This is a genomic window from Streptomyces clavuligerus, from assembly GCF_005519465.1.
Taxonomy (GTDB): Bacteria; Actinomycetota; Actinomycetes; order Streptomycetales; family Streptomycetaceae; genus Streptomyces; species Streptomyces clavuligerus.
In genome coordinates, this window is the sequence record NZ_CP027859.1 from 1,246,931 (window position 1) to 1,260,301 (window position 13,371).

Sequence of the window (13,371 nt, forward strand, 5' to 3'; positions counted from 1 at the left end):
GTGAACTTTTGAGACTGAAGTGGTGGATGAGAAACAAGTGAAACGTGTTCTCCGGCCAAGGCGCCGGAGCAGAAATCGGCTGACGGCCCGTGGGGTGGTGGGCGGCCTCGTCCTCGCGCTGACCGCCGGAATCGCCCCGGCCGTCGCTCAGCCCGCCGCCGGAGCCCCGGCGGCGGTGCCGCTTCAGATGTCGCCCCAGTCGCCGTCCGGTCCGCCCGCGGTCGGGCGGACGGCGGAGGGGGAGCCCTCCGTCGTCACCACTGATGCCGCGCTGGCCGAGGCGAAACGTTCCGGCAGATCTGTCGAGATCGCCTCGATGCGCAGCGAGACCAGCGAGGTTCTCGCCACGCCCGGCGGCGGACTGGAGTCCCGTATCCATCTGCGCCCGGTACGGGTGCGGACCGAGAACGGCTGGTCGCCGGTCGACACCGGGCTGACGCGCTCCCCGGAGGGCAAGGTCGTCCCCAAGGCCACGGTCGTCGGCCTGGAGTTCTCCAAGGGCGGCAGTGAGCCGCTGGTCCGGATGGAGAAGGCAGGGCGTGAAATGTCCCTGTCCTGGCCCGGCACACTGCCCGCGCCCGAACTGAACGGTCCTACCGCCACCTACCGCGAGGTGCTGCCTGGAGTCGATCTGCGGATGGAGGCACAGCAGGACGGCTTCACTCAGCTCCTGGTGGTCAAGTCCGCGGCGGCAGCCGCCGACAAGAGGTTGGCGGAGCTGCGTCTGGCGCTCGCCGCGGAAGGGCTGGAGGTCCGGCAGACGGCCGGCGGCGGTCTGGCGGCCGTGGACGCGAGTTCCGGGGGCACGGTGTTCGAGGCGCCCCGGCCGGTGATGTGGGACTCCAGCGCTCCTCCCTCCGGCGCCGGTCCGCCCGCGGCCCGGAAGCAGACCGCCCGCACCTCGGGCGGTGCCCCGGGGGCGCAGCCGGGCACGGAACCCGGAGCCGGTGAGTCCGGCAAGCTGGCACCTGTGGGGGTGGAACTCCCCGCCACCGGTGACGCGCTGATCCTGAAGCCCGACACCGGGGTGCTCTCCGGTCCTGACACGGTCTATCCGGTCTTCATCGACCCGCAGTGGAACTCGCCTCGGGCCTCGGCGTGGACAATGGTCTCGAAGTACTGGAACGGCCAGCCCCAGTGGAAGTTCAACGGGAAGTCCACCGAGGGGCTGGGCCTGTGCAACTGGCACTACTGCAACCCTCACGACACCAAGCGGCTGTTCTACCAGATCGACACCTCGGGTCTGGCCGGCAAGCGGATCGAGAGCGCGGAGTTCGTCGTCCGCAACACCTGGTCGGCCTCGTGCTCGGCACGTGGGGTCGAGCTGTGGCGGACCAAGTCCATCAACGACCGGACGACCTGGGACTCCCAGCAGGAGTCAGGCTTCTGGATCAAGGAACTCTCGTCCCGGTCCTTCGCCCACGGTTTTGAGGGCTGTGTGGCGAAGGACGCCGAGTTCGATGTGCGGACCGAGGTACAGGCGGCGGTCAACAGCAGAACATCTGCCATGACCTTCGGCCTGAGGGCGGCCAGCGAGACCGACGCGTACGCCTGGAAGCGTTTCTCGGACCAGGCCCATCTGCGGGTGAAGTACAACCGGCCCCCGCCGCAGATCAAGACATCGCAATTGGCGATGGAGTACGGCGGCACCTGCCCGGGCCCTGACTCACCCGCCCGGGTACGCACCCGGGGCAAGCTCTACGCCAGGGACATCACGGACCCGGATGGTGATCCGGTCGCCGTCAAGTTCCAGGCCACCTGGGACAGCGGTGACGGCAAGGGGGCGATCCCCCGCTGGCAACCGGGCTGGACGACCGCGAAGAACTCCGGCAGCGGTTTCGCGATCGAGTTGCCGACGTCCATACCGGTGGACCGGGAGGTCTCGTGGTACGTGAAGTCACGGGACGGCGAGGGCGCCGGAAGCGCGGAGTCGCCCTGGTCCAACGCAGGAGACCCGACCGGCTGCTACTTCCTCTACGACGGCGATGCTCCGAAGGCTCCGAAGGTCACCTCTCGTGAGTACCCCGCCTCCGACAGCGCGAATCCGCTGGACCCCTGGCGGGACGGTGTCGGCAACTACGGCACGTTCGAGATCAAGGCGGTCAACGGCGATGTCACCCGCTATCGCTATGGCATCAACAGCAATCCCTCGGCCGCGAACACCCTGACGACATCGGGCGGCGCAGCGCGAAGTATCCCGGTGCTGCCGTCCAGGACGGGCCTGAACTTCATCACCGCGCAGGCATTCGACGAGGTCGGCAACGACAGCGAGATCTACACCTACGAGTACCGGGTCAGGGCGGGCCAGCCCGAGCGCGCGACCTGGACGATGAACGAACCGGACCGGAAGACGGAGATCACGGGAACCGCTGGTGACCGGGTCGCCGAGCTGCGCGGCGGTGCCACGACCGGGGTGCCGGGGGCCGTCGGGACGGCTCTGTCTCTCGACGGCGTGGACGACCACGCGTTCACCGAACTCTCCTCGGTCGCCACCGAGGCCGCGTTCTCGGTATCCGCCTGGGTGAAGCTGTCGAAACTGCCGGACGGGGCGGCGGTCATCGCGGCCCAGCCCGGTAACCACCGTCCGGGGTTCGAGCTCTACTACTCCAAGAGCTATGACCGCTGGGTGTTCAACCAGTACACGTCCGACACGGCGGACGCGACTCCGGTACGGGCCATGGCCCCCGCCGCCGGCGGTGTCCGGGCGGGCGAGTGGACCCATCTGGTCGGCACCCACAGCCAGGGCTCGGGCGAGCTCAAGCTCTATGTCCAGGGCAAGCTGGTGGGCACGACGGCACACACCGGCTCCTGGGACGCGCGCCGCGGTCTCCAGATCGGCGCTGGGTCCTACAGCGGTCGGCTCGACTCCTTCTTCCCCGGCGCCATCGACGAACTGCGGATCTACGACAAGCCGCTCTCGCCGGACGACGTCACCCGGCTCCATGCCAAGCAGCCCATCGGAACCGGCCGCCCCGCGCGCGCTGTCCTCCCGCTCGACGAGCCGGCCGGAGCGACCGAGGTCATCGGCCGCGCCGATGTCGACGCCGCCGCTCTGAAGGGCGGGGCCTCCATGCCCGGTGAGCCCGGCATGGACGGCAACGCGCTCAGACTGGACGGAAAGGACGACTACGCGGTCACCACCGCACCGCACCTCAACAACGAGCGCAGCTTCGCCGTATCGGCGTGGGTGAGACTGGACGCCATCCCCGGGCAGGCTGCGATCGTGGCCACCCAGGCAGGTACCCATAAGTCGGGCTTCGAGCTGTACTACTCCAGCTCCCTGAACAAGTGGGTGTTCAACCAGTACGCCACGGACACTCCGGAATCGGGCGCCATCAGGGCCATCGCCGAGGGCAAAGAGGTCCACGCCGAGTCATGGACCCATCTGGTCGGCGTCCACGACACTGTCGCCAACCGGCTGACGCTCTATGTCAACGGAGCCGAGGCAGGCCGCGCGGAGGTCACCGACACCTGGTACGCGGGCGGTCCGGTACAGATCGGAGCGGGCTCCTACGACCGTCGGCCCGGCTCCTTCTTCCCCGGGCTCATCGACGACGTCAGGCTCTTCGACCGGCCGGTCTCCGGTCCCGAGGTGCAGATGCTGTTCAAACAGCGGGCCCTGGTCAAGGGCCGCTGGAACTTCGAGGAGACCACCGCCGGGACGCCCGCCACCACGCCCGACGGGCTCAAGACAGGTGGCACGGCCCTGACGCTGCAAGGGGCGGCTCAGCTCACCGACGCGTTCCAGGTCGATCAGCGGGCACTGAAGCTCAACGGCTCCGACGCCTACGCCATGACGTCCACGGTCCCCGTGGACACCAGTGGCAGTTTCACCGTCACCGCATGGGCACAGGCGACGGCGAAGCCCAAGCACAGCGTGGCCGTCGTCAGTGCCTCGGGCCTCCTCCGCAACGCCTTCGAGATCCGCTATCAGCCGGGCAACGCGGCGGACGCGCACGACCCCGGCTACTGGGAGGTGACCGTCACGGGCAAGGACAGCCTGGGCTCGGAGACCGATCTCCTGGTGAAGAGGGTCAGGCACACCGGGGCCTCCCGGGTCGACGAGTGGACCCATCTGGCCCTCGTCCACGACGGCTTCGACAAGGAACTCCGTCTCTATGTGAACGGGGTGCTCCAGGAAGAGGAGTGCCCCGACCTCGACGGGAACAACAAGCCCGATGAGCCCGGCTGCGCCGACCGCATCTCCTGGACGGAGAACGCCCCGGTCTTCAAGGCGATCCGGAATCTGTTCGTCGGGCGGGCGAGACTCGACAACGCCGGCACGTACTTCTCCGGACTGATCGACGACGTCTGGGTCTTCCAGGGAGCGCTGAGCGACACCCAGGTCGAGATGGTCAAGGCCAGGCTGTTCGACGCCCCCACCGAGGTCCCGACGGACCTCTGACACCGAGGACGGACGCGGTGTCCGGGCACCCGGCCCGGACACCGCCCCCGGCACACCCGCGTGCCGTTCACCGCTCAAGGTCCATGACCGCTCAAGGTCCACGCCGCTCCGCCGCAGGGCGCGCGGCGTCCGACAACGAGGAACACCACCCATGAAACCCCCTTCGATACGTCTGCGCAGAGCGCTGTTCAGACGTACGACACTGGCCCTCTCCACGGTGATGATCGCCACCGTGATCCAGGGCGTCACCCTTCCGGCGGAGGCGGAGAGCCGTACCCCGCCTCCATTGCCGGGAGTACCGTCGGCCGAGAAGCCGGTCGCCGGCAGCTTCGGCACCGCGTCCGTTCCCCGGGCCTCCTGGCGCGGACCTCAGGGACCGCAGCAGCAGCCGCGGGCCTCCTGGCCCGCCCCGGGCCGTACCACGGTCGCCGTGTCCGACCCCGGGGTCCCCGGCGCCGCACGGTCCGCCACTGCCCGGAGCGGTCCGATCCGGATCACCCCCGCAGCTCTCGATCCCGCACAGAAGCAGCGGAGCACGCGGACCGCGGGGCAGGCCGCACCCAGGACCGTCGAGACCCGGATACTCGACCGGAAGCAGACCGAACGCGCCGGAGTCAAGGGCGTCCTCTTCACCGTGGCCCCCGGCCCCGGCACCACAGCGGCGCGGACCGCTCCGGTCGGGGTCACCCTGGACTACGCGGACTTCGCCGGAGCGTTCGGCGGCTCCTACGCCTCCCGTCTGCGCCTGGTGCAACTCCCCGCCTGCGCGCTGACCACCCCCGCCAAGGACGCCTGCCGCACGGAGACCCCGCTGGCGGGCAAGAACGACACGGTCCGTCAGACCCTGACGGCGAAGTCCGTCGGCATGCGCCTCGGGGCGGCGACCGTCCTGGCCGCCGTGGCGGCACCCGAGGGCGACAAGGGCACCTACAAGGCCACCTCACTGGCCTCTTCCGCATCCTGGAGCACCAACCTCAACACCGGTGACTTCACCTGGTCCTACGGCATGCCCGTGCCCGGTGTGCCGGGTGAACTGGCACCGAAGGTCGGGCTCCACTACTCCTCGGGTTCCATCGACGGGCGCACCGGCAACTCGAACAATCAGGCGTCCTGGGTCGGTGACGGCTTCGAACTGTCACCGGGCTCCATCGAGCGCCGGTACAAGCCGTGCTCAGAGGACGGGGCCGAGAACGCCGACGGCAGCAAGCCCGGGGATCTGTGCTGGGCCTACGACAACGCGTTCCTCTCCTTCAACGGCAAGGGCGGCGAGCTCGTCCCGGTCGACCTGAAGGCCGGCACCTTCAAGATCAAGAACGACGACGGCACCAAGGTCCAGCGTCTCTACGACACCAACCGGGCCAACGGTGACAAGGACGGCGAGTACTGGCTCCTCACCACGCCGGACGGCACCGAGTACCACTTCGGGTACAACCGGCTCCCCGGCTGGACCACGGGCAAGGACACCACCAACTCGACCTGGACCGTTCCCGTCTTCGGCAACGACACGGGCGAGATGTGCAAGGGCACCGACTTCGCCTCCTCCTGGTGCCAGCAGGGCTGGCGGTGGAACCTCGACTATGTCCGTGACCCCCACGGCAATGTCATCACCTACCACTACGGCAAGGAGGAGAACTCCTACGGCCGTAATCTGAAAGAGGCGGACGACACCCCCTACACCCGGGGCGGCTACCTCAAGCGGATCGACTACGGTCTGAAGTCCGACCGGGTCTACACCGACAAGCCCCTCGCGCAGGTCGTCTTCGACAGCGACGAGCGGTGTCTGCCGGAGACAGGGGTCACCTGTCTCCCGGACACCATCAAGGACAAGTCGTTCTACTGGTACGACACGCCCTGGGACCTGAACTGCGCCGCGGGCACCACGTGCGACAAGGGGCGGCTCTCCCCGTCCTTCTGGACCCGGAAGAGGCTGACGCAGGTCACCACCCAGACTCTCAACGCGGGCGGCACCTACGACAAGCACGACAGCTGGAAGCTGGGACACCGCTGGGGCAAGCCGGACGTCGACTACCAGCTCATCCTCACCGACATCCAGCGCACAGGGCACACCGCGACCCCCGCCGTGACCCTGCCGAGGACCACCCTCGCCTACACCCAGCTGGAGAACCGTCTCGACAAGACCGGTGACGGCTACGCTCCGTTCGTCAAGGAGCGGCTGTCCACCGTCGACGACGAGACGGGTGGCAAGGTCAGCGCCAACTACTCGGCCGCCGCGTGCGACTGGAACGCCCTGCCGACCCCGCAGTCCAACACCACCCGCTGCTTCCCCCAGTATCTGGGCGGTGACAACGTCGCCGCGGCGGAGCTCCACTGGTTCAACAAATATGTCGTCACCTCCGCCACCACCACGGACAGGAGCGGCGGCGCGCCCGACGCGGTGACGCGCTACCAGTATCTGGGTGACGCGGCCTGGGCCTTCGACAAGGGCGACGGCCTGAGCAAGGAGAAGGAACGGACCTGGTCCCAGTGGCGCGGATACGGACACGTCCGCGTACAGACCGGAGGCCAGGGCGGCACCGCCGCCATGAAGTCGCAGCGCGACACTCACTATCTGAGGGGTATGGACGGTGACCGCGCGGGAGTGAAGGAGGAGGACGGCAAGAAGACGGTGACCGTCCAACTGGGCGAGGGCGAAGGAACCCCGATCACCGACCATGAGTCGCTCTCCGGGTTCAGCTACAAGACGGTCACCTTCGACAAGCCCGGGGGCAAGATCCTGGCGAAGACCGTCAGCAGGCCCTGGCACCACGAAACCGGCAAGAAGGACCGGACCTGGGGCACGGTGACCGCGAACCTCACCGGAAACGCGCAGGTCAAGGGCTGGGAGTCGATCGACGACGGGGCAGGTGCCAAGTGGCGCACCTACACCACCGACAACACCTACGACACGGTCGCGGGCCGACTGGTCAAGGTCGACGACTTCGGTGACGACACGACCGCCGAGGACGACCAGTGCGTCCGTACCACCTACCCCGCGGGCACACCCGCCATCCTGAGCCTGCCCTCCCGCGTGGAGACGGTCGCCAAGGCGTGCGCCGCGTCGACCGACCGCACCAAGGACGTCATCACCGATGTCCGCACCGCCTACGACGGCAAGGCGTATGACGCCGCCCCGGTGAAGGGCGATGTCACGGCCACAGCCGTTCTGAAGAAGCGGGACGCCGCCCAGGCGGTCTACCTGGAGACGGGTTCCACCTACGACGGGTACGGGCGTGTGCTCACCAGCACGGACCTGACCGCCGATGTCACCGTTCCCACCGGCAAGGCGCCCACGCGCACGGCACGCACCGACGGTCGCACCAGCACCACCGTCTACACCCCGGCGACCGGGCTGCCCACACAGGTCAAGACGACCACCCCGCCGGCGGACACCAAGGTCCCGGGCAGTGCGCAGACGTCGACCCAGGACTTCGGCGCACGTGGTCTGCCGGTGCGGAGCACCGACACCAACGGCAATGTGACCGAGCAGCACTATGACGCACTCGGCCGCAATTCCAAGGTCTGGCTCGCCGACCGGCGCACCACCGACCTGCCGAGCCATGAGTTCGCCTATCACATCCAGGACGGCAAGCCCTCGGTCGTCATCAGCAAGACCATCGACAACAACCAGGGACAGATCTCGTCACGGGTCCTGTACGACGGTTTTCTGCGGGAGCGCCAGTCCCAGTCGCCCGGTCCGGACGGCGGGACCATTCTGACCGACGTCTTCTACGACGAACGTGGCAACGCGGTGAAGTCCTTCGCGCCGTACTACACGACGCAGAAGGCGAAGCTCGAACTCTTCACCCCGGATGAGGCGCTGTCGGTCGAGACCCAGACCCACACGACCTACGACGGCCTCGGCCGCCAGACCCAGGTGCGCCAGATCGCCGGAAACGGTGATGGCGGCGCCGTTCTGTCCACCAGTACCACCACCTATGGGGGCGACCGCACCACCGTCGTTCCGCCGGACGGTGGAACCACCATCACCAACATCCTCGACGGACGAGGCCGTATCGCCGAGGTACGCCAGCACCACGAGCGCTCCGCGGACTCCGCGTACGACTCGACCCGCTACAAGTACACCCCGAGCGGCCAGCTCGCCACACTGACCAGCCCCTCCGGTGCCGTCTGGCGGTACGTCCACGACCAGCTCGGCCGCACCATCGAGTCCAGCGACCCGGACAAGGGCATCGTCAAGAGCAGCTACGACGACCGTGGGCAACTGCTCTCGACGACCGACGCACGACAGCAGTCCCTCCACCACATCTACGACAACCTCGGACGGAAGACCGAGGTGCGGGAGGGCAGCGCCACCGGGAAGGCCCGTGCCAAGTGGGTGTACGACACCGTCGCCCAGGCCAAGGGACAGCTCGCCGAGTCCATCCGCTACCACAAGGACCAGGCATACAGCTCCAAGGTCATCGCCTATGACCGGCTGTACCGTCCGGTCCGGAGCGCCGTCGTCATCCCCGAGGCCGAGGGGGTCCTCAAGGGCACCTACCAGAACGCCACGGCCTTCAAACCGTCCGGACTGCCGGCGTCCATCAGCTACTCCGCCGCCGGCGCACTGCCCGGCGGGGCGGTCGTCACCACGTACGACGACATTCTGCGGCCGGTGGGTGTCACGGGCGACGGGATGTCCGCGAGTGTCATCCACAGCCTGACCGGCAAGCCCCTCCAGTACACGATGAACCGGAGCGGCGGAAAGAAAGTCCAGGTCACCAATACCTTCGAGTGGGGAACCCAGCGGCTCGCCACCTCACGTGTCGACCGTGAGGAGCAGAACGGCGTCGACCGCCATGTCACCTATCGGTACGACGACGCGGGCAACGTCCGGTCGATGGCCGACGTCTCCCGCACCGGCACCGACAACCAGTGCTTCGCCTACGACCACCTCACCCGTCTGACGGAGGCGTGGACCCAGTCCGCCACCACCTGTGCCGCCGCTCCGGCGTCGGACAAGATCGGTGGTCCGGCCCCGTACTGGCACAGCTACCGCTACAACAAGGCCAGCAACCGCACCACGGAGACACTGCACGACACCACGGGTCAGCCGGCCAAGGACATCACCCGCAGCTACACCTACCCCGAGGCGGGGCAGCCCCGGCCGCACAGTGTCCTCTCGGTCACCAGCAGCGGTCCGGCTCCGACGACCCTGAACTACGGCTATGACGACGTCGGCAACACCCAGACCCGTCCCGGCCAGAAACTCGAATGGGACGTGGAGGGCCGACTCACCAAGGTCACCGAAGGCACCAAGACCACGGAGTACGTGTACGACGCCGACGGCAACCGGCTCATCGGGCGCACCCCGACCGAGACGACCCTCTACCTCGGCCACACCGAAATCACACTGCCCAAGGGCGCCACGGCGGCCAAGGCCACGCGCTACGTCCCCATCGGCGGTGGCCACACCGCGGTGCAGGACAACGACCGCAGCCACACATTCACCATCGCCGACCACCATGGCACCGGCCAACTGGCCGTCAAGGCCGCCGACCTGAGCGTGAGCCAGCGCCGCAGCCTTCCCTTCGGCGGTCCCCGGGGGGACGCCCCGGCGTCCTGGCCCGGCAGCAAGGGGTTCGTGGGCGGCACCGACGACACCAAGTCGACCGGCCTCACCCATCTCGGCGCCCGCGAGTACGACCCGTCCATCGGCCGGTTCATCAGCGCCGACCCACTGCTCCAGACCAGCATCCCGCACACCCTCAACGGCTACAGCTACGCCGCGCAGAACCCCATGACCAGCTCCGACCCCAGCGGCATGGGCGTACCCGAATGCCACAGCGGAGCCCTCTCCAAGTGCCAGAACGGCGCGCCCACCAAGGAATCGAAGTACCACCCGGAACGAGAGCCGAAGACCTGCACGTCCAACTGCTACAGCGGGCCGGAAGCGGGCAGCGGTGGCGGTGGCGGCGGACACAGAGCCGCGGCCAGCATGGGTGGCGGCGGCGGTGGCGGTGGCGGTGGCGGTTGGAGCATCTCCTCCGCGGCGAAGAGCGTCTGGAACAAGGGCGCGGCTCTTGTCGAGCAAGCCGTCGAGATCCCCGGGGAGGCCACCTACGGACTCGTCTCCAGCGCGGCCTACACCTCCGAACTCTTCGGCTGGACCTTCGACGGCGACTGCTGGAACGGTGGCGCCGGCGCGGCGGGCTGTGATTACGGGACCCAGTGGGACAACTGGATCGGGGAGCAGGGGGTCGACACCTCCAGCGTCACCTATCAGATAGCCGGGCTCGTGGGCTCGCTGGTGTCCCGCAGGCCGACGGGGGCCAAGCCCGGTCCCAAGCGCAACCCTGACTGCAAGGGGAGCTCCTTCGTCGCTGGCACCGAAGTGCTCATGGCCGATGGCACGGCCAAGAACATTGAAGACGTGCAGGTCGGCGACATGGTCATGGCCCTGGACCCGGAAACGGGCGAGTGGGCCGCGCGCCAGGTCACCCATCTCATCCGCAGCCAGGGCGACAAGCAGCTCGCTGAGCTGTCCATCGCGACGGATGACGGCATCGAGCCACTCACCGCGACGGACAACCACCCCTTCTGGTCCCCGTCCGAACGCCGCTGGATCGACGCCGCGGATCTGACCGCGGGCATGACGCTCCTCACGGACAGCGGTACGACCGTCCTGGTGACGGCCAACCGTGCCCGTACGGAGCGGATCAGGGTCTACAACCTGACGGTGGATGGCCTTCACACGTACTATGTGCTGGCGGGTGGCACTCCGGTTCTGGTCCACAACTGCGGTGGAGCTGTTCAAAGCCACCCTTCGAGATGTAATTGCGCCAATGGTGACGTACCGAAGGTGCGGAACGGTAAACTTGCTGGAAGCGTCCATCCAAATACGGGTGTTCCGTTCGACGCGCAGGGATTTCCCGACTTTTCGGCGTGGCGTCATCCACAGGTTCCAGATGTTCGAATCCAGCTCACCGGTAGTCGATCTAGAGACTTCAGGCTTGCCAACCAAGCGGCAGGGTTGCCTTCAACGCCAACAGGCTACACATGGCACCATCATCAGGATCGTGGTCTCATGCAGCTCATTGATAGGCAAGTGCATGCCGACACCGGACATACTGGGGGTTTCTGATGATGGATGTATTCGAAGAGGATGATTACTATACTGGACCTCCACTCGACATCGATATGGTTTATCGAGTCGAGGGGGATCTGGGGGTACGTCTGCCTTGCAGCTATATCGAGACGCTGCTTGTGCGAAACGGAGGAACTCCGCGGAATCGCTGCTACCCAACGGATTTTCCCACATCTTGGGCCGATGATCATTTTGAGATCAGCGGCATTCGAGGAATCGGTGGATCTTGGGGAATTGATTCTTCTTCGGGGAGGGGCAGTTCGTACTTGATTTCCGAATGGGGTTATCCGGAAATCGGCGTAGTGATTTGCGAGACTCCTTCGGCTGGGCATGATACCGTGATGCTCGACTATTCTGAGTGTGGCCTGCAAGGGGAGCCGGCTGTCGTGTATGTCGATGAGGATCGCGTCCCGCGGCGGATTGCTCAGTCCTTTGGTGAATTTCTTGCGCGGCTAGTGCCTTGCGGTTCCCTTGAGTGATTGAGGTGGCCTGACCGCAAGTTCCTGGTGGGCCGGTTTCCACCACTCATAGCTGGAGGGCTCCTCCGTAACACTGTTGCGGAGGAGTCCTCTATTTTTGGTTGGTCAAGGAAAATTCCGGCCATTCCTCTGCGGTGACTGCGAAGATTTCGTGTCCTGTTCGAGCGTGTCCAGTGAAGGTTTTGGCCTGAGAAGATCACGCATGGCGTTTACGTGATCATTCCATCTTTCTCAAGGAGAATCCGGATGCCCGACCGCCGAACCGCCCGTTCCTTCCGTTGGACGACCGCTCTCGCTGCTGTCGCCGCCCTCGCCGCGCCGGCCGTTGTCGTCGCCGGGCCCGCGCAGGCCGCCGCGCCCGCCGCCGCCGCGCCCGCCGCCGCCGCGCCCGCCGCCGTCGAGGCGGCGGCGCAGCAGGCAGCCAATGTCTGGCCGGTGTTGCGGGCCGGGCAGAAGGGGGCCAATGTCAGTGCGCTTCAGCATCTGCTCAACTTCCGGGGGCAGACCCTCACCGTGGACGGGGACTTCGGGCCGACCACCACGGCCAAGGTGAAGGCGTTCCAGCAGTCGCAGGCGCTCACCGATGACGGTGTGGTCGGGGCGGACACCTGGTCCGCGCTGGTCACCACGGTGCAGTCCGGGTCGAGCGGGTCCGCCGTCCGGGCCGCTCAGACGCTGTTGGCCGCGCGGGGGCAGGCGGTCAGCGTCGACGGGATCTTCGGGGCGGACACCGCCGCCAAGGTGCGGGCGTTCCAGCAGGGGGCCGGGCAGGCCGTGACCGGGGTGGTGGACACCACTACCTGGCTGGCCCTGTTGCAGGAGACGGCTCTCGACCGGGTCACGCTCGCCCGGCAGATCCGCGACTCCGCGGCCATCACCCTCGCCACCGCCCACGTCGGCGGCGTCCACGCGGCCTCCACGGCGCGGCAGAACATCGTCGACACCGCCAACGGCCTGGGCGCGGCCACCAGCCCCTGGAGCGATGTGCCCAACCAGCGGGTGTTCCTCAGCACCGCGATGCTGAACGGGCTGCTCAGGCTGACCACCACCTACGGCTACACCGTCTCCGTCTCCGAGCTGGTGGGCGGCGACCACTCCGCCAACTCCCGGCACTACGTCGGAGTCGCCCTCGACATCAACGTCATCAACGGCAGCCATGTCGGCAGCGGCGCCCCGCACGCGGCGGCCATGGCGGCCTGCCGGGCGCTGGGCGCCACCGAGGTGCTCGGCCCCGGTGACGCCGGGCACAGCACCCACATCCACTGCGCCTGGCCCCGCCCCTGACGGACACCGGTCCAGAAGGACACAGCAAGGACACGTAAGGACACAGCGGAGACGGCACCATCGCGCACAGCGGTGGTGCCGCTTCCACGAGCGCGCGGCGCCGGTGCGACGCCGAG

General features: G+C 67.5%; 4 protein-coding genes. All 4 read left to right on the forward strand.

Translation table 11 applies throughout. The features are described 5' to 3' along the window. Positions 1-19: 19 nt before the first annotated feature. The 4 genes from CRV15_RS33615 (at position 20) to CRV15_RS33630 (ending at position 13,255) form a co-directional block, all read left to right on the forward strand. The gene (locus tag CRV15_RS33615; protein WP_003958132.1) at positions 20-4,405 is read left to right on the forward strand and encodes a LamG-like jellyroll fold domain-containing protein; all 4,386 of its coding nucleotides are present in this window, start codon (positions 20-22) and stop codon (positions 4,403-4,405) included. Positions 4,406-4,556: 151 nt separating this feature from the next. Then, entirely contained in the window at positions 4,557-11,489 is a 6,933-nt protein-coding gene (locus CRV15_RS33620) for a polymorphic toxin-type HINT domain-containing protein (RefSeq protein WP_003963488.1), read from the forward strand. Further along, complete coding sequence (locus CRV15_RS33625; protein WP_003963489.1) at positions 11,489-11,971, forward strand: SMI1/KNR4 family protein; 483 nt, start codon at positions 11,489-11,491, stop codon at positions 11,969-11,971. Before CRV15_RS33620 ends, CRV15_RS33625 begins: the two co-directional genes overlap by 1 nt. Before the next feature lie 246 nt (positions 11,972-12,217). Continuing rightward, positions 12,218-13,255: a peptidoglycan-binding domain-containing protein gene (locus CRV15_RS33630; protein ID WP_003963490.1), complete on the forward strand. Its 1,038-nt coding sequence runs from the start codon at positions 12,218-12,220 to the stop codon at positions 13,253-13,255. Positions 13,256-13,371: the final 116 nt, after the last annotated feature.

Excerpts from the sequence above, each read along its gene's own strand:
- CRV15_RS33620 (WP_003963488.1), top strand. The coding sequence starts at position 4,557 with ATGAAACCCCCTTCGATACGTCTGCGCAGAGCGCTGTTCAGACGTACG.
- CRV15_RS33625 (WP_003963489.1), top strand. The coding sequence starts at position 11,489 with ATGATGGATGTATTCGAAGAGGATGATTACTATACTGGACCTCCACTC.
- CRV15_RS33630 (WP_003963490.1), top strand. The coding sequence starts at position 12,218 with ATGCCCGACCGCCGAACCGCCCGTTCCTTCCGTTGGACGACCGCTCTC.